A 20,467-nucleotide genomic window follows, 5' to 3' on the forward strand; every position below is an offset into this window, starting at 1 on the left:
TTCTGATTTCAATTCCATTCCGGGCGATGTTCACGTTTTGTTTTCAAGCGCTTCTTTCATGATACCGATGGCTTCATTCAGTTCGTGTTCATTCAGGTTTCCGAACCCGAGCCGCACTGCACTCAGCTGGCCGGTCTGGAAAAGCAGCGTTTGCGGAAGCAGCAGATCTTTTTTCAGACAAGCTTTGCTGAGCCGCATGAGATTAATGTCCTTTTGCCATTCCGTCCAGATCGCCAGTCCGCCCGGCGGCGACGTAAAATTCAGGTATTCACTCAAATGCCGCGTCAGCAATGTACTCAGCAAATCCCTGCGCTGGTGATAAACTTTCTGCGCTTTTTTGATATGCCGCTGTATTTCGCCTTCGTCCAGAAGCTCGGCCAAAGCCTGTTCCATCAACAGATCACTCTGCCGGTCAATGATGCGCCGGAATTTACCGAGTTCTGAAATCAGGTTTTGCGGCGCCACAATGTACCCGCTACGAAGGCCGGGCGCCAGTGCCTTGCAGAATGACCCGACATAAACAACCATTCCCGCACTGTCTGCGCTTGCCAAAGGTAACACCGGACTGCTGTTGTAATGAAAATCATAATCATGGTCATCTTCCAGAATGATAAATCCGTACTGCACCGAGAGGTTCAGCAGTTCCACACGACGGCCGGCACTGAGGGTAACCGTTGTGGGATAATGATGATGCGGTGTAATGTAAAGCATCCGGATGGACTTTGTCAGGCATAGCTTCCTGACTGCCTCTACTGAAATCCCCTGATCGTCCACAGGAACGGAAATAATATTGGCACCCGCCTGCTGAAAAATCATATTTGCCGTATAGTAACTGAGATTGCCCACAACTACATGATCGCCTTTTCGGATCAGCAGCATGGAAGCGAGGTAAATGCCCATCTGAATACCGCGGGTTGTAATGATATTTTCCCTGCTGATATGCAGGCCGCGCGTATTGTTGAGGTAAATGGCCAGTTTGTCGCGGAAATACGTGTTGCCTTCCACATGCGCATAATTCAGATACTTGCGGTTGTTGCTCCTTTTCAGAACGCTGGAATACGCTTTTGCCAGCTTGTCCATCGGCGCAAGACGAACGTCCGGCAGCCCGTCTGTAAATTCCAGTCCCGTTCCTGAAACCGATACCGGCCTGTCGAGCAGCATGCTTTGCTCAAATGAAAAACCCGTTTTTTCAGGATAACTGACCAGATTTTCTGCACTGAAAGGCAATGAACCCGCTTTCGGAACCGGCGACTTGTCGGTCACAAATGTGCCTTTGTTCGGCAGCATTTCAATCCAGCCCTGCGCATCGAGTTCGTTGTACGCAGCAACGACGGTTTTACGGTGCACCTCCAGTATTTCGGACAGTGTACGCGTGCCGGGCAGTTTTACGCCTTTGTTCAGCACCCCGCGCTGAATGGCATTGATCATTTGCCGTGCAATCTGAAGGTAAACGGGCGTTGCCGTTCCGCGTTCCAGCAGAATGACACTTTTAAAAGGAATTTCAACCGGACTACTCATTATATCAAAACCGGAGTATGTGAACAGTCCGGCAAGGTATTAGTTTTGAAGAAAACAGTGAAATGTTACAGTGAAATGATGTTTAATAAAACACTTAATTCCGACTTGAAAAGTCACGTTTCAATGCATTCTATGCATATTTCAGTTCTTTCAAAAATCTTCTTTTTCTGTATTTTCCTGCTTGGTTGTCAGAAAGCCGTAGCGCAGGAAATTTCGCTGGACCCGGTTACGGTTACTTCTTCCATAACAGAAAAAAGGGCGTCACAAACGGGCCGCAACATTGCCGTGATCAAAGGCGAATACTTTCAGGATCTTCCGGTAAACAGTATTGATGAACTTCTGCGCTATGTGCCGGGTGTGGAAATGCAGGCACGCGGGCCAATGGGTTCCCAAAGCGATATTGTACTGCGTGGCGGTACGTTCCAGCAGGTGCTGGTTATCCTGGACGGGCTTCGCCTGAACGATCCGAATACGGGCCATTTTAACAGCTACATTCCCGTTGCCGCTTCTGAAATTGACCGTATCGAGGTTCTGAAAGGTGCCTCGTCCGCCATTTACGGTTCGGATGCCGTGGGCGGCGTTATCCATGTGATTACCAAAACTTTCTCGGCCAGACTGCATGCTGAAAATCCGCAGGAAAATATCCGGAAAACGACGGTTAATGCAGCCGTAACCGGCGGACAATACGGACTTTTCAATGTGAATGCAGGCGCTTTTATCCAAAGAAACAAACTGGCCCTTTCCGGCGGATTGATCACAAATAATGCTTCCGGCGTGCAGCAGCGCGGGATTAAAGGCTATTTCAACAACAATACGGCGTCTCTTTCGCTTTCTTACGCCATTTCGCCAAACTGGGAAGCAGCCGTGCGAAGCTCTTACGACCACCGCGATTTTGCCGCACAGAATTTTTATACCGTCATTAAATCGGATACGGCGAGTGAAATCGTAAAAACTTCCTGGAACCAGTTCCGGATCGGTTATAAAAAAAGCAGCACAAATGTTTCTTTTAGCGGCGGTTACAAAGCTGTAAATGACCGGTATCAGTTTAATCCGCATGCCATTGCAAACAACAGCAAGTCGCAGTTATGGCAGGGTTTGCTGACATGGCAGCAGACATTAAGCCAGCATACAAGTCTTATCAGCGGAATCAATTACCAGAACAGGAAAATTTCTTCCAACGACCGCGGAAACCATACAATCAATCAACTGGCACCGTTTGTTTCATTGTCTCAGAACATTGGTGAAAACGTTACGGTAAGTCCGTCCGTTCGCTTGGACTGGCGTGAAAATATCGGTACGGAGCTCGTGCCGCAGATTAATGTGTCCTACAAAAAAGGAAGCTGGCAACTGCGCGGAAGTGCCGGAAAAACAATCCGCGATGCCGATTTTACGGAAAGGTTCAACAATTACAACAAAGCCATTGTAACAGGCGGCAACGTCGGAAATCCGGATTTGAGCGCGGAGAAGTCGTTCAGTTACGAAGCAGGAGCCGACTGGTTCCTGACCAAAAGCAATGCAACGCAGCTCAAAATCTCGGGCACCTTTTTTCAAAGACTGCAAAACGATCTCATTGATTATGTAATTACGCCCTATGCACAAATGCCGAGAAAAGACAATCTTTCACCGACGGGAACATTCGGTCTGGCCAGAAATATCGCAAATGTAAATACGACCGGATTGGAACTGGATATGCAGCTTGTAAATGCTTTCAGTGAAAACCGGAAACTGATCCTGAATTCCGGACTGACGTGGCTCGACAGTGAAAGCGGCGAGGCAGTAACTTCATTCTATATTTCCTCACATGCCAAGTTTCTGACCAATTTTTCAGCGATTTACCAGCATTCAAACTTTTCTTTCAGTATCAATGGCATTTATAAAGCAAGAGCTGCGCGCGAAGCATCTGCTATCGAAGCTGCCATTACAAAGGAATATTTTGTTTTGAACGCCAGAGCAGAATATGCATTTTACAGCAGAAAACTGGCAGCTTTTGTGCAGGCAGACAATGCATTTGATACCCAATACAGCGACTTGCTGGGTTCCCGAATGCCGGGACGCTGGCTGATGGGCGGGTTGAAATTCAGTATTGATTAGCTTTTAGCAGTTAGCGTTCAGCTTTTAGCGGTTAGCTTTTAGCAATTAGCGGTTAACGATTTAAAAGTATAATAGCTAACAACTAGTTGCCAACAGCTAATCGCTAATAGCCAACAGCTAATAGCTAGTCGCTAATCGCTAATAGCCAGCAAAACAATTTTCCCGATATGGCTTCCGTCTTCCATCAATTCATGCGCCATGGAAGCTTCGGCAAGCGGGAATTGGGCAAAAATAACCGGCTTAAACCGGCCGCTTTCCATGACGGGCCATACATTTTTTCTGATTTCTTTGGTCAGCGCTGCTTTGAAAGCAGCATTCCTGTTGCGTAAAGTACTGCCTGTAATAGTGAGCCGGTTGCGCATAACGAGACTGAAATCCAGCGGATCTTCCAAAGATTTCACCGTGCTTCCGTTCATCATATTGATAAAAACCAGTCTTCCGTCCGTGTTGAGCAAGCGGATATTTTTTGGAATGTAACCGCCTCCGACCATATCCAGAATGACGTCAACGCCATGGTTTTTCAGTTCTGTTTCAAAATCGGCGGCTTTGTAATTAATGCTCAAATCGGCGCCGAGTTCATCACATGCCTTGCATTTCTCGTCTGAGCCGGCCGTTGTAAATACTTTTGCACCGAAAGCCTTTGCAAGCTGTATAGCCGTGATCCCGATGCCGCTGCTTCCGCCGTGCACAAGAAAATGTTCGCCTTGCTGCAAACTGCCTCTCTGAAATACATTATGCCAGACGGTAAAAACGGTTTCCGGTAAAGATGCCGCCTCGGCAAAGCTGAACCCGGCCGGTATGGGCAAACAATGTCGTGCATTTACCTTTACAAATTCCGCATATCCGCCGCCCGCAAGCAATGCGCAGACTTTATCACCCATTTTCCAGCCCGTAACATCGCTGCCCGTTTGTTCAATAATACCGGCTACTTCCAGCCCGGGAATATCCTGCGGCGCACCCGGAGGCGCGGGATAATTTCCTTTTCGCTGAAACACGTCCGGGCGGTTGACGCCGGCTGCATACACTTTTATTAAAACTTCATCGGCACCGATTTCCGGAACGGGCCGCTCCTGAATTTCCAGTACGTTGGGCGCGCCCGGATTCGTAATTACAACAGCTTTCATGCTTTGGATTTTGGTACAATAACTAATAGATTTCTTTGCCGAAAGGTGTAAATGACAGGCTCATGAGCTTGAAATGCTGCCTGGCAAAAGGCAATCCGATAATGGTTATTGCAAGAAGTATTCCAAAGATCAGATGCGTAAGCGCGATCCAGATACCGCCGATGCAGATCCAGATAATGTTGAACAGTGTAGACAGGCAGCCGGTTTCACCGGGAACTTCACGAACCTGCTGTCCGAAGGGAAATAAAGTAAGCATGCCGATTTTAAAACATTGGATGCCGAACGGAATCCCGATGATGGTTATACAAAGCAGAAATCCTGCGATCATGTATTCAAGAAATACGATAAATCCGCCAAATACAAGCCATATAATGTTTCCGATCAGGTTCATGCCGTTAAATGTTTGATGTCCGAAATGATATAAACCAATGCATGAATTTAAATTTATCGGAGGATGAAGAACCGCGTTTTATACCGGCGGTGCGAGCGCAAGATCACCGGAGGAAACGCCGGATTTCCAGTTACGGATTTTGAGCAGACGAAAAAATGCATCTTCTTCTATTTCCCTTACGCCGCCGGGTTCAAGTCCGTCGAGCTGAAGATCTTCTATGCTTGTCCGTACCAGACGCCTGCAGCGATGCCCGGCGGTACGCACCATTTTTCTGACCTGATGATATTTTCCTTCCGTCAGTGAAATCCGCAGCCATGTATTGGATACATTTTCCCGTTCTTCATTTCTGAGCTTCGACAGCATTTCGGGTCTCGGGATAATTTCCACTTCGCATGGCGCGGTAAGGTACTGAACTCCGCCTTTTACTTCGATATGGATGCCGTTCCGTAGCCGTTCCAGTGTTTCCGGACGGACCTCATGCGCAACATTGACCCAATACGTTCTTTTGTGAGGAATTTCCCCCAGAAACAGCAGGTTTGTGACTTTTTTGTTTGTCGTCAGGATCAGCAACCCTTCCGAATCACTATCCAGCCTTCCGACTGCGTGCGTGCCTTCAGGAAAGTCAAATGCAAGGTCACCGAGCAAGCCGACATTGTGCGGACTTACAAACTGCGAAACCATATGGGCCGGCTTGTTGATGATAAAGTAACGGTAAGGCTGCGAAATTGTATTTTCCTCGGACGGATCGGGCATTCTTTTACTTTAGGTATGATTTCCTGAATGTGAAATAATATCTAAAGTACATGTATTAAATCATTTTGCATGCGCTTTTTCATAATGCATTTTCAGCAGGTCTTCACCGAAATCATTTGTCAAGTCCCTTACAACGGTATGAATATGGTTGCCGCCGTTTTGCGTATTGTCGTATTCGATCAGAAATCCCGGTCCGTGAATGCGGTAATACTGCCCGTGGTTTGCTCCGATAACGGCTTCTTTGTCGCCCATCCAGGCAAAATGAATTTTATTGATATCCGCTTTTTCCAGTTTGTCCCATTGCTGGTTTTTCAGCGTGACATGATAACGGTTCAGATACGCCATGATCAGTTGCCGGAAAAGGTCTTTCTGCTCGCCGTTTAATTCGCTCATCGGAATTCCTTCCATTTTGTCAAGAGAAGCTTTCCTGCTGTTGGATGTAAAAATTTCATTGGGCGACTGTTCTCCGAGTACGGCTTTTTCATGCTGCGATGCATTCATGCTGTGTAAAAGTTCAAACGCCAAGTCTTGTTCCGATTTCAGAATCCTTTTGCCTTTCTGCGGCACATCCGCCAGCACCTTGCCGGGATTGCTGCCCATAAAGCTCGGCGTATAAGTAACTTCGCCATCAATGGATGAAAAATGAAGTGACAAATGATGCCCTTCCACGCGCCAGCCCCACGGATCGCTGCCGCCAGGTTTTCCGAAAATCAGAAATGCAAAGTTCTCCGGATCGCGGTAGGTATCATTTGGCGGACGGTTTTCCACAACGCGCAGTACATTTTCCAGATCAATAATCTGCTCCGCTTTGCTGTATCCTTCCGGGCTCAGAACGAGCTGCACCATAGCCATGGCCAAGCGGCGCTGTGCGGCATACATATTTTTAAGAGGAAGTCCTTTTCTTGTACGCGGCGTAAAATGCCAGTCAAATCTGGACAAATCCGTAAAAGGCACAACGGCTGTTTTTTTCTGGTCTTCGCCCAGTGTTCCGAGAAATGAAATGGCTGCTTCCGACATCTGCTTTGCCAGTTGTTCATCTTTAACAACCCTTTTTTCAAAAATCTTTTCCGCAGGCGCGACAAAAGAACTGCTTATTAAACAGCCAACAAAAAGCAGATATTTCCAAATTTTCATATGATTTCAGATTTAAAATAACCCAATTTGTTCTTGACAAAATCAAAAGAATTGTATTTCAGGAAACTACCTTTCCGCATATGTTCAATCGCCAGAATATCATAAAAAGCATTTAGATTTGTTTTTAGCTAACTATTCTGACAATGATCTGGGAAAAACTACTTTCTGCCAAACGATGGGGAAGTGAAGATAAATACAATGCCGATCCGGCCGAGGCGCGTTCCGAATTTCAAAGGGATTACGACCGGCTCATTTTTTCTTCGCCATTTCGCAGACTTCAGAACAAAACGCAGGTTTTTCCGCTGCCCGGAAGCATTTTTGTTCATAACCGACTTACACACAGCCTGGAAGTCGCCAGCGTGGGAAAGTCGCTGGGACGGATATTTTACAACAAACTGAAAGCAGACAATCCGAACATTGACGAAAAGCTTCCGCTGATCAGTGAAATCGGGAACATCATTTCGGCGGCATGCCTTGCGCACGATCTCGGCAACCCGGCATTCGGGCATTCCGGAGAAGCGGCGATTTCACATTATTTTACCAACGGCCCCGGACTTGCATATAAAAGTAAGGTCAGCGAAGCGCAATGGGCCGATCTTGCGAACTTTGAAGGAAACGCCAATGCATTCCGCATTCTGACGCATCCGTATGCCGGAAAAGGTTACGGCAGCTTTGCGCTTACCTATTCTACACTGGCGGCTATTGCCAAGTATCCGTGCGAGTCCATTGCAGGCCATGACAAAACGCATATTTATACCAAAAAATACGGCTTCTTCCAGTCTGAAATGACTGGTTTTCAGAAAATAGCATCCGAACTCGGACTGAATAAAGTAAGCGACTCGCCGCTGGTTTACAAACGTCATCCGCTCGTGTACCTTGTGGAAGCAGCCGATGATATCTGTTACAGCATCATTGATCTGGAAGATGCGCACCGGCTTAAAATCCTGTCGTATCAGGAAGTTGAAAACTTGCTGCTCAGGCTTTGCAATGATCCGAAAATGGAATCCCGGCTGGCTGAAATTGAGGATGACGATGCCCGGATCAGTTTCCTGCGTGCCAAATCCATCAGTACGCTTATCGGCTCGTGTTCCGAGCTTTTTTACAATGAACAGGAAGCCATTCTGGAAGGCAGTTTCAACTACGGACTGCTGGAAATGATCCGCGAGCCTTACCGATCGGTCATGCAGGAAATCACGAGAATTTCCATTAACAAAATCTACAATTACTCTTCCGTTGTGCAGATTGAAGTGGCCGGTTACAAAGTTATGGGCGGGCTGCTGGAAGAATTTATTCCTGCCTACATTCATAATAATTCGCATTACACCAGAAAGCTCGTTGAGCTGATCCCCAAGCAGTTCATCACGTCCAGAACGGATGAATTTTCGAAAATCCAGACTGTTCTGGATTTTGTTTCCGGCATGACGGATCTGTATGCCGTTGAGCTGTTCAGGAAGATCAAAGGCATTTCATTTCCGGCTATCGGATAATTTACACTTATTACAAATCATTTATTACATCACGTAAAATTAATTCGCTTAAATAAAACTTTTATGTAAATTTAGAGTCGGTAATTTTTATATCAATTCTTTATACACATGCACATAGAACAGTTTGTTTACACCAATGACATCACTGCTGTTTCGTTCTCATTTGACCCTCATCTGCTGTTTGTTTTCGGAAGCCGTGCGTTACTGACAAATGCGGATATTACCAGCCAACTGGCTGAAAAATACCCGGATGCCATTTTTTCGGGCTGTTCTACGGCCGGAGAAATTGTCAATGAGTCGGTCAGGGACAATACAGTGATCATTACCGGCATTCTGTTTAAAAACACGACGGTCAAAAGTTCAAAAATAAAGCTGGAAGACATTGGTTTCAGCAGTATGGAAGCCGGAAAGCAGCTCGTTCTGCAGCTTCCTTCCCAGGGGCTGAAACATGTTTTTGTAGTTTCCGACGGCCTGAAAGTAAATGGTACCGACCTCGTAAAAGGCATGAGGGAATTTCTGGCACCTGACGTCATGCTGACCGGCGGCCTGGCCGGTGACGGTTCAAATTTTGCAAAAACGGTTGTTGTGGAGCCGGACGGCACCGTAGCAAGCGAAAGTGTGGCGGCAATCGGTTTTTACGGTGAATCGCTGTCCATCGGGTTCGGTTCGAAAGGCGGCTGGGACAGCTTCGGGCTTGACCGGCTTGTAACAAAGTCAAAGGAAAACGTACTGTATGAGATTGACGGACAGCCTGCGCTGGATCTGTACAAATCGTTTCTCGGCGAAAAAGCCAGAGACCTTCCCGCTTCGGGACTGCTGTTCCCGCTAAGCATGCGCGACAATGAAGAAAGGGCACCCGTTGTAAGAACAATCCTGGGAATCAGTGAAGAAGACAAAAGCCTGACGTTTGCGGGCGATATTCCGGAAGGCTCCTTTGTAAGGCTTATGAAAGCCAATAACGACAGACTGATCACCGGCGCGGAAGAAGCTGCATATGCCGCTGCGGACGGGCTTTTTGATCAACCCGAATTTGCATTGCTTGTCAGTTGCGTAGGCCGCAAGCTCGTATTGAAGCAAATGATCGAAGAAGAAGTGGAATGCGTTTCGCATGTACTTGGCAAGCCCGTGATTACCGGTTTTTATTCCTATGGAGAACTCGCTCCGTTCAACCGGCATTCTTCCTGCGAACTGCACAACCAGACGATGACCATTACGACTTTCCGGGAATAACCGATGCAATCAGCTGAACTATCCGAAATCAATTATCACCGGCTGCTGAAACGGCAAATCAGGAAATTCCTTCCTGAAAAACTGGCCGCTGATCCTGCTCTGCAGGACTTTCTTTTGTCTGTACATCAGGCTTATGCAGAATTTCAGGACGATCTGGTCCGAGTGGAACATATTCTGGAACAAAGTTCCGGCGAGCTGTTCAAGGCGAACCGGGAACTGAGCAGGATTGCACAGGAAAAAACCGCCGAGGCTGCCGTATCGAGCAAACGATTGCAGGACGTGGCTGCCAGCATATCGGAAGTGCTTATCCAGCTTGACAAGCAGGGAAAAATCGTTTATCTGAACCATGCGTGGGAAACGATCACGGGTTATCCCGTTGCAGAAAGCCTTGACAAAAAGCTTACGGATTTTCCGGTTGCGCCGGAGTCAAAGGAAAGTATTGAAGAAACATTAAATTCCAGTGAAGCTGCGGTAAAAGGAATTTTTGAGATAACGACTGCGGACGGAAGCAGAAAATGGCTCGGCATTTCACTGAGCCATCACAATTCGTTTGACAACCAGATTACGGGGCATATAGGCACACTTGCGGACATTACCGAAAGAATCAATGCCGAGAAAAAACTGAAATCCTACATGCGCGATCTGGAAAGGATCAATGCGGAGCTGGACCAGTTTGCATATGTCGTCAGCCACGACCTCAAAGCGCCGCTGCGTGCCATCAACAACCTTTCCGAATGGATAGAAGAAGACCTTGCCGATGTTCTCGCCGGCGATACGCGCGACCAGTTCAATCTGCTGCGCGGCAGGGTTCACCGCATGGAAGGGCTTATCAACGGAATTTTATCGTATTCGAGAGCCGGAAGGATCAAGACGGCAAGCGAACGCTTTTTTGTAAAACCCGTTGTAGATGATCTTTGCGAAACTTTCAGCACAAAAAAACCGATCGAGTTCGTAATTGAAGGAAATCCGGAGCTTGAAATTGTTTCCGAAAAAATTACGCTGACACAGATTCTCCAGAACCTGATCTCGAACGGCATCAAATACAATGACAAGCCCCAAATCCGGATTAAAGTCAGATGGACTGAACAGGAATCAGGACTTGAATTTTCTGTAAGCGACAACGGCCCGGGAATCAGTCCGGAATATTTTGAAAAGATTTTTGTCATTTTCCAGACACTGCAATCGAGAGACGAGGTGGAAAGCACCGGAGTAGGACTGGCCATCGTCAAGAAAATAATCGATGAAAAAGGCGGGGTAATCAGAATAGAATCCACGATGACCGAAGGGACGACTTTCTTTTTTACCTGGCCCAAAAACGAATCAAAGCAACAAGATACCGCCACATAAACTCATGCCGTACAGATTCTCAACTTAAAAAAAACTTAAAATGTCCCTTTCAAATCCTTTACCAATGTCCATTCTTCTGGTTGAAGATGATGAAGTAGATATCATGAATGTAAAACGCGCATTCAAAAAGAACAACATTTCCAACCAGATTATAGTGGCACATAACGGTATTGAGGCGCTGGAAATATTGCGTGCGCCTGCATCTTCTGTACCCAAACCCAAAATTGCACTGCTCGACCTGAACATGCCGAAAATGGGCGGTATAGAATTCCTTAAGGAAATCAGGCAGGACCCGAACCTGCATGCACTTTCTGTTTTTGTAATGACCACGTCCAATGAAGACGCAGACAAGATTGAAGCCTTTAACCTGAATGTCGCGGGATATATCCTGAAACCATTGTCCATGGACAGGTTTATTGCGGCAGTCTCAGCTTTGAACAATTACTGGACACTTTGCGAATACCCTGAATGATTTACACACACCTTTATAATTCAATATGACACCACTTACTATCCTGCTGGTTGAAGATGACGAAATCGACGCTCTGGAATTCAGGCGCGCTATCAAGAAAGCTGATGTAGAAATCGAAGAAATCCGTACCTGCAAATATGCGGAAGATGCTTTGACGACACTAGACAGCTGGACGCCGCGCTGTATATTTCTTGATTACCAGTTGCCAAAGACAAACGGCCTGGAATTGCTGAAAAGAATCAAGAAAATTGCCCCTTCCATTCCGGTAATCGTACTTACCGCGCAAGGCGACGAAAGGATTGCCGTGGAAATGATGAAGGCCGGAGCCATCGATTATTTTCCGAAATCGGAAATCAATGCGGAGAAGTTCACAAAGACCTTCCATACCATGAGCCAGATGCTCGAGGTGGAAAAAGGAAGGGAAGAGGCGCAGCATGAACTGGCGGAAAAAGAGGAATTTATCAGTAAAATAGCCCTTTTGTCTCCCAACATTCTGTATGTAATCGATATTGAGAAATGGACCAACATCTTTCACAACAAACAGATATGGAAAATTCTCGGTTACTCGGATGATGACCTGATCGTAGACGCCAACAATGGCTTTTCCAAGATCATCAACAAACAGGATCAGCTGCTGTTTTACAAGCATTACTATTTCATGCGGCGCTGCGTGAAAGACGCGCAGGTTGTGGAAAAGGAATTCCGTCTGAAACATAAAAATGGCTCGGACGTCTGGATTATTACCCGCGAAGTGCCTTTCAAGCGCAACAGTGAAGGAACAGTTAAGGAAGTATTCGGAACAGCCATTGATATCACAAGCCGCAAACAGGCGGAGCAGGAACTGATACAGGCCAAGAAAGATGCGGAGGAAGCAACGCGGATCAAGTCGGATTTTCTTTCCACCATGAGCCATGAAATCCGTACGCCGATGAATGCCATTATCGGCTTTACGGATCTGCTGCTTTCGGGCAATTTTTCGGAGCAAGAGGGCCAGTATTTGAGAATGATCAAATATTCGGCCGACAACCTGATGGTTATTCTGAACGACATTCTTGATTTTTCAAAAATAGAAGCCGGCAAGTTCAAGCTGGAAAACTTCGAATTTGACCTGCGCGAAAAGCTGGGTTATCTGGTCAAAACCTTTGAAGTAAGCGCCAGAGACAAGGGCATTGCACTGGAATTTCATGTGAACGACGACGTACCGCACATCCTGATGGGCGACGCTTACCGTCTGAACCAGATTTTGATCAATCTGGTAGGAAATGCGTTGAAATTCACAGAAAAAGGATTTGTGCGCATTTCTGTTTTCCTGCATGAGGATCACGGCGATCATCTGGACCTCAGGATTGATGTTGCGGATACGGGCATCGGAATTGCGGAAGACAAGCTGAGCCTTATTTTCGACAGTTTTTCACAGGCCCACAACAACAATGCAACCAAATTTTTTGGCGGCACGGGACTTGGACTAACCATAACCCGCAAGATAACCGAGCTTATGAAAGGCTCCATTTCGGTCAGCAGCAGGCCGGGCGAAGGCGCGACTTTCAGTGTAATCCTGAATTTTGCAAAAGGCGATACTTCCTATAAAGAAGAGAAAACGGACAGCCGCGCAGTGCCTTCGCTCAAAGGGTACCGCATACTGGCCGCCGAGGACATTCTGGCCAATCAGGTTTTACTGAAGCATCTGCTGATGAAATGGGAAGCCGATTTTGTAATCTGCAACAATGGCAAGGAAGTGCTTACCGCATTGGAGGAAAGTGACTTTGACCTTATCCTGATGGATATACAAATGCCGATCATGGACGGGGTTACGGCTATGAAAAAAATCCAGACGCAGTTTCAGCAATATGCGCACATACCTGTGATTGCATTTACCGCCGATACTTTTGCAGAAAAAACCCCGGAAATTGCCGCATGCAATTTCAGCGGATTTGTCACCAAACCGTTTAAAGCAGAAGATCTGATCAGGGAAATAAGCCGGCATCTGGTTGTTGTCAACTGATTAGCAGGCAGAAAGAACCGGCACGGAACGGACAGAATAATCTTTTCATTACATATGCACGTATGTTTTGCCAAAAGTGCCGGTTCTTTTTATGAATTATAGTTTAAAAGTTGCATTCATTCTTTTACAGCTTGCAATCAGCTCGTTTTTGCTGTTGTTTTCAGGATGTTCTTTCAGGCGGATTGCCGTTTCAAAAAATGTTGTTTACCAGAAAGCAGACCAAGCGCAAGCCGAGCACTCGCTGAATGTATTTGCACCAAAGAAAATTAAAACTCCGAAGAACGTACTTGTTTTCTTTCACGGCGGCAACTGGAATTCGGGGCGGAAATCGCAATACAATATCTTTGGAAAGCATTGGGCCAGAAAAGACGTTGTTGCCGTCATTGCCGACTATCCGCTTAGTCCCGGCGCGGACTTTTCGGATATGGCCTTTGCTGCCGCCAAAGCTGTAAAATGGGTGAAGGAAAATATCGGTCGTTACGGAGGCAATCCGGAAAGGATATTTGTGTCCGGGCATTCTGCCGGTGGCCATCTTGCCGCACTTATTTCGACGGACGATCGGTATTTTACAAAGCTCGGAATCAGCAATCCAATTGCCGGAACTATTCTCATTGACGCTGCCGGGCTGGACATGCACGGATACCTGAAAGAAGAAAAATTCCCGCGCGGACATACATACCTGAATACGTTTACTTCCGATCCGGAAAAGTGGAAGGAAGCTTCGCCGGTTTTTCATCTGCATCCGGCCATGCCGCCCATGTTGATTTACAGCGGAGGCCGTACGTATCCTTCCATTTCCAAAAGCAATCTGAAGTTTGTAACTTCCATAAAGTCTTATGCACCGGAAACAATTTACCGTATCCAGAAAAAGAAGAAGCATGTGGCCATGATCCTGCAATTTGTAAACCCGCTGAACAGGCGTTACAAGGAAATTAAAGATTTTATGAAGTCGGCAAAGAACAGGCCGGAAAACCTCAGCAAACCGGAAAAATAGTCGTTTCTGTTGTGATGTAAATTTTTCGTCCGTTAATGATATTGACCGGATAACCGCCTGTAAAAACGCCGAAGCTGGGCAAAATAGCCTGATTTTTGTCAATGACAAAGCACGGAAGCCTTACGCTTTGCCTTCCTTTTCCGTAAGAAGTAAAAACGGGATGCACGTGTCCTGCAAATACAAACCGGTCGCTGCGCAGTTCTGTTTTGGGATGATGGGTGAAAATGAATCCGTCCTCCTCAAAATCTTCCAGATAAACCTGCATATCGCTTTCCAGAAACAGACTGACGGGCAGAATGTCGTGGTTACCGATTACAATGATCATTTCAATGTAATGATGTCCGGCGCGCCATTCACGGAATGTTTCCCACTCGGAATTGTATTTGCTGTGAAAAAGGTCTCCTAAAAAAATAATCCGGACGGCGCCGGTATGCTGTACAAGCTGGTTTAGCCTTAAAAAATTGTTTTCTGCCGCGATCCCCGGAACTGCAATGCCTTCTTTTCTGAAATGCATGATTTTGCCAAGGTGCAGGTCACCGATCAGTAATGTTTGTGTTTCTTCCCAGAAAACGGCTTTTTGTGATAATAATCTGAAATGGTTTCCTCTTATTTCAATCTGCATTACTGTACTGTTTTAACATTTTCTGGATGCGGTCTTCCAGTTTTTCCGACGTAAGCTGTTCTCTGAGCCTGTCCACCATAATCGGGAACGAAAAAGGTGTTGGTTTAATGGTTTTCCGGATGATAATTTTTTGCGTTGCAATGCGGTCCAGCGCCTTGCGCATCCGTATTTCTTCCAGCTGATAGGTCAGTACTTCCTGATATGCCTGATTGACAAGCAGGTTACTGTCTTCATACTTGCTCATAACGGTAAAAAGCAAAGAACTTGATGCCTGAATCTGTTTGGTTTTAATATGCTGTCCCGGATAACCCTGAAACATCAGGCCCGCAATGGATGCAATTTCCCGGAATTTCCTTTTGGCCATTTCGGTCGCATTCACACTATGGTAAATATCATCGACAAGATGTTCCGTAGAGAAAAGAGCCGTTTCTTTCATGATTTCCTTCATATCTACATACTGATCGCTCAGCAATTCAAATCCGTAATCATTCATGGCCAGTGAAAAAGTGATCGGTTTCAGCCGGCTAAGACGATATGCCAGCAAAATAGACATGCCTTCATGTACAAGACGCCCTTCAAACGGAAAAATAAAGATATGATATCCTTCCCGAGTTTCGCATTGCTCAATAAGCAATTCACTGGTTTGCGGAATAATGGAACGTTCCTGCTGTAATTCCAGCAGCGGTTTCAGCTTGGCAAGTTCTTTTTCATGCGTGGGGTTTTCGATCGATGATGCCAGCCTTTCCCTGATAAAAGAAGATAATTGAGAAGACAAAGCCATGCGGCTTCCGGCCCAGCTTACAAGAAATCCTTTCTTACCTTCTGCTTTCTTTACCGTAACTGTCATTTCGTGTATTCTTACGAACTCCACGCTCATGCCGGCAAAGAAAAAAACATCGCCGGGTTTCAGCTTTGTTACAAAAGACTCTTCCACAGCACCCAGGTATTTTCCATGCTGGAACTTTACGCGTAGCGTCGTGTCGGAAACGATGGTTCCCATGCTCAGCACGTGTCGCAGTGCAATGCGGCGGCTTTTCACGACATAACGGCCGTCAATCCGCTCCACTTTTTTATACTCGTCGTAAACGGTCAGCGAAGGGCTTCCGGTCGTAATGTAACCCAGCAGCCATTCCCATTCCTGCCGGTTGATATACTGATAACCATAAGCATCGCTTACTTCTTCAAACAGCTGTTGTTCGTCAAAACCTTCGCCAACGGCAAGCGTAATCATCCATTGCGCCAGCACATCAAATGCATGCACGACCGGCGGCCTGTCTTCCAGCACATTGTTGACAACGCCTTCGCGCAGCGACACCGCTTCGATCAGTTCCAGTGCATTGGCCGGACAAAAGTAGATTTTGCTCGTTACGCCCGGCCGGTGGCCGCTCCTTCCCGCACGCTGTACAAACCGTGCAATGCTTTTCGGACTGCCCACCTGAATAACGGTATCCACCGGACGAAAATCGACGCCGAGGTCCAGACTGGATGTACAGATCACCACTTTCAGCTTTTCATTATGCAATGCTTCTTCCACCCAGTCGCGTATTTCACGGTCCAGCGAAGCGTGGTGCAAGGCCATAATGCCTGCAAATTCCGGGTATTTTTCAATAATCGTCCGGTACCAGATTTCCGATTGTGCACGGGTATTGGTAAAAATCAGCGTCGTATTGCTCTGGTTTACAATCTGTACGACTTTATCTGCCAGTCTGATGCCCATGTATCCCGACCACGGAAGTGTCTCCACTTTCTCGGGCAGGATGCTTTCCACCAGAATTTTTTTATTCGTATCTGCTTTGATAATGACTGCATTTTCTTCCTTGAACTTCATGCCAAGCAAAACCTGCATGGCTTCGTTCAGGTTTCCGATGGTTGCGGATATGCCCCACGTTTGCAGTTCCGGATTGATATTACGCAGTCTTGCCAGCGCCAGTTCCGTCTGTACGCCTCTTTTGCTTCCCATAAGTTCATGCCATTCGTCTACAACAACGGTATGCAGGTTCTTGAATACCTCCGAACTGTTCTTCTGCGAGAAAAGCAGATGTAGGCTTTCCGGCGTGATGATCAGCGCATCCGGCATCTGTTTTTTCTGCCTTGTTCTTTCCTTCGTTGCCGTATCGCCGGTACGTATGCCCACTTCCCACGATAAATTCATTTCCAGACAGGCCGTTTCCATATTCCGGAGCAGGTCCTTGGAAAGGGCACGCAGCGGTGTTATCCAGAGCACCTGCAACCCTTTGCGCGTTTTCAAAGGTTTTTCGGGAAGAGCGTTGATATGCCGGATCAGGATCGGAATCCATAGTGAATACGTTTTTCCGCTGCCGGTCGGTGCATTGATCAAACCGCTTTTTCCGTTCAGATATGCCGCACTTGCTTCTTTCTGAAAAGCGGCCCACTTCCAGTTTTTTGATTTAAACCATTGCTCTACAATGATATGTCCGCGGGATTTTGCCAAAAGGTTTGAATATAAGTTTTGATTTCTGCCAGATTTATTAGTTTATCGGTACGTTTCCAGAATTCCTTTCAGGTTTTCCAGGGTATCCGCTTCTTCTGCTTTTTTGTCTTTTCGCCACCTTAATATTCGCGGAAATCGCACGGCAATCCCGGATTTATGTCGGGACGATTCATTGATTCCTTCAAAACCAATTTCAAAAACCAACTCCGGCTTTACGGTTCTTACCGGACCGAATTTTTCAAGTACATTCCGTTTGATAAAATAATCGACCTGACCGATTTCCACGTCCGTAAGCCCGGAGTACGCTTTGGCAAAAGGAATCAGTTTTCCGTCGTCGCCCCAGACCGCAAAGGTATAATCCGTAAACAGTTCCGCCCGCCGGCCCGAGCCTTTCTGCGCATAAATCAGCACGGCATCCACGCTCAGCGGATTGATTTTCCATTTCCACCAGTCGCCTTTTTTCCGCCCGACCTGATACGTACTGTTTTTTCGTTTGATCATAAATCCTTCCGCCGCATGCTGCCGCGATAACGGATGAAGATCGTGCAATTCGTTCCATTCCTTAAATTGAATCAACGGCGATAACAGGAAAAACGGCTGGACAGGCAGGCTGTGATGAAGCTGTTCCAGTTGTGCCCTTCGCTCCTGCTGCGTCAGGCTGCGGATATCTTTTCGGTCAACTTCCAGAATATCGTATGCGATAAATGCAACCGGCGCTTCCTGTAAAGCTTTTTTGGACAGATTTTTTCTGCCGATCCTTGTCTGCAATACGCTGAAAGGCATCGGCCTGTTATCGGTATAGCTCACAATTTCCCCGTCCAGAACGGTTCCTTCAGGCAGAACAGAACTCAGAAAATGCAGTTCCGGAAATTTCTCGGTCGAAAGCTCCTCGCCTCTTGTCCAGATAAACAGTTCGCCGTTTCTGAAAATGATCTGCGAACGGATGCCGTCCCATTTCCATTCCGCAAACCAGTCTTCCGGATTTCCCAAACCGGACACATCGCCTTCCACCGGATACGCCAGAAAAAAAGGATATGGCCGGGAAGCATTGTCGTCTTCCCCTTTATCCAGGATCAGTGTTTCAAAAGTCGTCTGCAGCGGGTCCCATTGACCCATTACGCGGTGTGCAATGATATTCGAATCCGTTTCGGTAGCTTCTGCAAGCGCCCTTACAACCAAAGTCTGCGAAACGCCGATCCGAAAGCTGCCCATCAGCAGCTTATTGAAAACAAAGGTTTCATGCTGCGATAACTGCATCCATGCCTGAATAATATGATCGTGTTTTTCAATGTCCGTCATGCCGGGAAGCATGTTCAGATAATGAAACCATTCGGTCAGGGATTTGTCGGAGCCCTGTATCGGGCTTCTTGGCAAAAGCAGCGAGATCGTTTCGCCCAGATCGCCTACGCTGTGATAACTTTCCTGAAAAAGCCACATCGGAATGCCGGCTTCTTCGGCAGCCCATTCTTTTACCTGCGTCCGGTTTACTTTGAAAGACGGCCTGCGCCCGGTAAACAAGGTAAGCGCCCAGAGTTTGTCCTCGTCCGAAGCTGTGAGAAAATAGTTTTTCATCAGCTCCACTTTCGCATTGGTTTTGTTGGTGCGATCCAGATTCATGAAAAGTTCTGCAAATTGCTTCATGCTTCTGTTTCCCCGATACGGGCGTTTAAGTTGTTTGTTCCGGAAATAAGATCTTCGTCTTCTGACTGCGGTGCTGCGGCTGTCTGGTCCTGGACTGTTTCTTCTTCCTCGTTTTCGTCTTCGTTGCCGTACATCGTGTGTACTTCTCCTGCTTCGATGCCGTTTTCATTCAGCCATCTTGAAAAAATGCTGGTATAGCCGTGTGTGACGTAAACTTTCTCAGCGCCGGATTCCCTTACAGCTGTGTTCAGGTCCGGCCAGTCCACATGATCGCTCAGCACAAAACCCTGATCCACGGCCCGGCGGTTTTTGGCACCGCGCAAAGCCATCCATCCGGAACAGTAACCCAGCGAATACGGAGCAAATTTCCGGATCCATGTGCTGCCGTCCACCGAAGGCGGAGCCAGTATGAGTGATCCGCGGAACAGCTTTTTATCCGTATCTTTAGTTACAAGGGTAAGTTCCGGAAGGTCAAAACCGGCTTCCCGCAGGCGTTCGTTCAGCCTGTAAATAGCTCCGTGTGCATAAAGAACTTTATCCTGCAATTCTATATTTTTGAGTATCCGCTGCATTTTGCCCAGCGAATAACCCATGAGTACGCTGGCTTTGTCTTCCCTTTTGTTCTGCCGCCACCAGTTATCAATTTCCGACATAATTTCCTGCTGCGGCCGCCATTTGTAAATAGGCAGCCCGAACGTGGATTCGGTAATGAACACGTTGCATTTTACAGGCTCAAAAGGCGTACAAACCAGATCATTTTCCAGCTTGTAATCGCCGCTGGCAACCCATACTTCACCTTTATGCTCCACACGTATCTGCGCCGAGCCAATGATATGGCCGGCAGGATGCAGTGAAAAAGTAACGCCGTTGATCACAAATTTTTCACCATATTCAACCGTCTGAAGTGAAATATCGGCGCCCAGCCGGAGACGTAAAATGGGCTCGCTGTCTTTGTGCGCGAGATAATGCCTGCTTCCTCCGCGTGCATGGTCGCTGTGCGCGTGTGTGATAATGGCAAGGTCAACTGGAATCCACGGATCAATGTGTACGTCCGCTACGGAGCAGTATATACTTTTTCCTGTAAATTGTAAAAGAGGCTGTGCTGGCATAATCCGGAAAACAATAAAAGTGTGCCAAATAACTAAATGCACAGCTTCGGGCCTTTTGGTAAAAATTAATGTATTTTTGAGTTGACCTTTTCCCGAAACC

Annotated in this window: 16 protein-coding genes; 7 read left to right on the forward strand and 9 right to left on the reverse strand. The window is 46.9% G+C overall.

The annotated features are described in order from the left end of the window. Nucleotides 1–30: 30 nt before the first annotated feature. Nucleotides 31–1,518 carry a MocR-like pyridoxine biosynthesis transcription factor PdxR gene (gene pdxR, locus FEM33_RS04305; protein ID WP_139010875.1) on the reverse strand — a complete coding sequence of 496 codons (1,488 nt, stop codon included), beginning with the start codon at nt 1,516–1,518 and terminating at the stop codon, nt 31–33. Nucleotides 1,519–1,650: 132 nt separating this feature from the next. Here pdxR and FEM33_RS04310 point away from each other — a divergent pair, with 132 nt between their 5' ends. Next, nucleotides 1,651–3,609 carry a TonB-dependent receptor plug domain-containing protein gene (locus FEM33_RS04310; protein ID WP_139010876.1) on the forward strand — a complete coding sequence of 653 codons (1,959 nt, stop codon included), beginning with the start codon at nt 1,651–1,653 and terminating at the stop codon, nt 3,607–3,609. Between the two features lie 131 nt (nt 3,610–3,740). Here FEM33_RS04310 and FEM33_RS04315 read toward each other — a convergent pair whose 3' ends face one another. From FEM33_RS04315 to FEM33_RS04330, 4 genes are all read right to left on the reverse strand, one after another. Next, nucleotides 3,741–4,733, reverse strand: a complete 993-nt coding sequence (locus FEM33_RS04315) for an NAD(P)H-quinone oxidoreductase (protein ID WP_139010877.1) — start codon at nt 4,731–4,733, stop codon at nt 3,741–3,743. 22 nt (nt 4,734–4,755) lie between these two features. Continuing rightward, nucleotides 4,756–5,124 (reverse strand): YccF domain-containing protein, encoded by a 369-nt coding sequence (locus FEM33_RS04320; protein ID WP_139010878.1) that lies wholly within the window; start codon nt 5,122–5,124, stop codon nt 4,756–4,758. A 78-nt stretch (nt 5,125–5,202) separates the two neighbouring features. Further along, nucleotides 5,203–5,877 (reverse strand): pseudouridine synthase, encoded by a 675-nt coding sequence (locus FEM33_RS04325; protein ID WP_139010879.1) that lies wholly within the window; start codon nt 5,875–5,877, stop codon nt 5,203–5,205. Nucleotides 5,878–5,937: 60 nt separating this feature from the next. Then, nucleotides 5,938–7,011, reverse strand: a complete 1,074-nt coding sequence (locus tag FEM33_RS04330) for a DUF3500 domain-containing protein (RefSeq protein ID WP_229214081.1) — start codon at nt 7,009–7,011, stop codon at nt 5,938–5,940. A 143-nt stretch (nt 7,012–7,154) separates the two neighbouring features. Here FEM33_RS04330 and FEM33_RS04335 point away from each other — a divergent pair, with 143 nt between their 5' ends. The 6 genes from FEM33_RS04335 to FEM33_RS04360 all read left to right on the forward strand — a co-directional run bounded on the left by FEM33_RS04335 (nt 7,155) and on the right by FEM33_RS04360 (nt 14,543). Then, entirely contained in the window at nt 7,155–8,498 is a 1,344-nt protein-coding gene (locus tag FEM33_RS04335) for a deoxyguanosinetriphosphate triphosphohydrolase (protein WP_139010880.1), read from the forward strand. 108 nt (nt 8,499–8,606) lie between these two features. Continuing rightward, the gene (locus tag FEM33_RS04340; RefSeq protein ID WP_139010881.1) at nt 8,607–9,728 is read left to right on the forward strand and encodes an FIST signal transduction protein; all 1,122 of its coding nucleotides are present in this window, start codon (nt 8,607–8,609) and stop codon (nt 9,726–9,728) included. A 3-nt stretch (nt 9,729–9,731) separates the two neighbouring features. Continuing rightward, entirely contained in the window at nt 9,732–11,075 is a 1,344-nt protein-coding gene (locus tag FEM33_RS04345; RefSeq protein WP_139010882.1) for a sensor histidine kinase, read from the forward strand. A gap of 64 nt (nt 11,076–11,139) precedes the next feature. Continuing rightward, a complete protein-coding gene (locus FEM33_RS04350; RefSeq protein ID WP_310588806.1) occupies nt 11,140–11,547 on the forward strand; it encodes a response regulator in 408 nt (135 codons plus the stop codon). A 25-nt stretch (nt 11,548–11,572) separates the two neighbouring features. Then, nucleotides 11,573–13,549: a response regulator gene (locus FEM33_RS04355; RefSeq protein WP_139010884.1), complete on the forward strand. Its 1,977-nt coding sequence runs from the start codon at nt 11,573–11,575 to the stop codon at nt 13,547–13,549. Between the two features lie 91 nt (nt 13,550–13,640). Continuing rightward, nucleotides 13,641–14,543, forward strand: coding sequence for an alpha/beta hydrolase (locus FEM33_RS04360; RefSeq protein ID WP_139010885.1), 903 nt, complete (start codon nt 13,641–13,643; stop codon nt 14,541–14,543). On the opposite strand, the gene pdeM is transcribed toward FEM33_RS04360, so the two are convergent. Genes pdeM through FEM33_RS04380 form a run of 4 tightly spaced genes read right to left on the reverse strand, consistent with a single transcriptional unit; the run spans nt 14,524 to nt 20,367 of the window. Further along, nucleotides 14,524–15,165, reverse strand: a complete 642-nt coding sequence (gene pdeM, locus FEM33_RS04365) for a ligase-associated DNA damage response endonuclease PdeM (protein ID WP_139010886.1) — start codon at nt 15,163–15,165, stop codon at nt 14,524–14,526. The two genes, FEM33_RS04360 and pdeM, sit on opposite strands and share 20 nt — an antisense overlap. Beyond that, nucleotides 15,155–17,617, reverse strand: a complete 2,463-nt coding sequence (locus tag FEM33_RS04370) for a ligase-associated DNA damage response DEXH box helicase (protein ID WP_139010887.1) — start codon at nt 17,615–17,617, stop codon at nt 15,155–15,157. Before FEM33_RS04370 ends, pdeM begins: the two co-directional genes overlap by 11 nt. A gap of 42 nt (nt 17,618–17,659) precedes the next feature. Then, on the reverse strand, nt 17,660–19,258 hold the full coding sequence (locus FEM33_RS04375; protein WP_139010888.1) for an ATP-dependent DNA ligase: 1,599 nt from the start codon (nt 19,256–19,258) through the stop codon (nt 17,660–17,662). Next, entirely contained in the window at nt 19,255–20,367 is a 1,113-nt protein-coding gene (locus tag FEM33_RS04380) for a ligase-associated DNA damage response exonuclease (protein WP_139010889.1), read from the reverse strand. The genes FEM33_RS04375 and FEM33_RS04380 overlap by 4 nt, the downstream gene beginning before the upstream one ends. Nucleotides 20,368–20,467: the final 100 nt, after the last annotated feature.

The sequence above is a fragment of the Dyadobacter flavalbus genome, from assembly GCF_006149045.1.
Classification (GTDB): Bacteria; Bacteroidota; Bacteroidia; order Cytophagales; family Spirosomataceae; genus Dyadobacter; species Dyadobacter flavalbus.

Coding starts and splice junctions, on each gene's coding strand:
- FEM33_RS04310 (WP_139010876.1), top strand. CDS start 1,651: ATGCATATTTCAGTTCTTTCAAAAATCTTCTTTTTCTGTATTTTCCTG.
- FEM33_RS04315 (WP_139010877.1), bottom strand. CDS start 4,733: ATGAAAGCTGTTGTAATTACGAATCCGGGCGCGCCCAACGTACTGGAA.
- FEM33_RS04355 (WP_139010884.1), top strand. CDS start 11,573: ATGACACCACTTACTATCCTGCTGGTTGAAGATGACGAAATCGACGCT.
- pdeM (WP_139010886.1), bottom strand. CDS start 15,165: ATGCAGATTGAAATAAGAGGAAACCATTTCAGATTATTATCACAAAAA.
- FEM33_RS04340 (WP_139010881.1), top strand. CDS start 8,607: ATGCACATAGAACAGTTTGTTTACACCAATGACATCACTGCTGTTTCG.
- FEM33_RS04325 (WP_139010879.1), bottom strand. CDS start 5,877: ATGCCCGATCCGTCCGAGGAAAATACAATTTCGCAGCCTTACCGTTAC.
- FEM33_RS04330 (WP_229214081.1), bottom strand. CDS start 7,011: ATGAAAATTTGGAAATATCTGCTTTTTGTTGGCTGTTTAATAAGCAGT.
- FEM33_RS04380 (WP_139010889.1), bottom strand. CDS start 20,367: ATGCCAGCACAGCCTCTTTTACAATTTACAGGAAAAAGTATATACTGC.
- FEM33_RS04320 (WP_139010878.1), bottom strand. CDS start 5,124: ATGAACCTGATCGGAAACATTATATGGCTTGTATTTGGCGGATTTATC.
- FEM33_RS04350 (WP_310588806.1), top strand. CDS start 11,140: ATGTCCATTCTTCTGGTTGAAGATGATGAAGTAGATATCATGAATGTA.
- FEM33_RS04360 (WP_139010885.1), top strand. CDS start 13,641: ATGAATTATAGTTTAAAAGTTGCATTCATTCTTTTACAGCTTGCAATC.
- pdxR (WP_139010875.1), bottom strand. CDS start 1,518: ATGAGTAGTCCGGTTGAAATTCCTTTTAAAAGTGTCATTCTGCTGGAA.
- FEM33_RS04345 (WP_139010882.1), top strand. CDS start 9,732: ATGCAATCAGCTGAACTATCCGAAATCAATTATCACCGGCTGCTGAAA.
- FEM33_RS04335 (WP_139010880.1), top strand. CDS start 7,155: ATGATCTGGGAAAAACTACTTTCTGCCAAACGATGGGGAAGTGAAGAT.
- FEM33_RS04375 (WP_139010888.1), bottom strand. CDS start 19,258: ATGAAGCAATTTGCAGAACTTTTCATGAATCTGGATCGCACCAACAAA.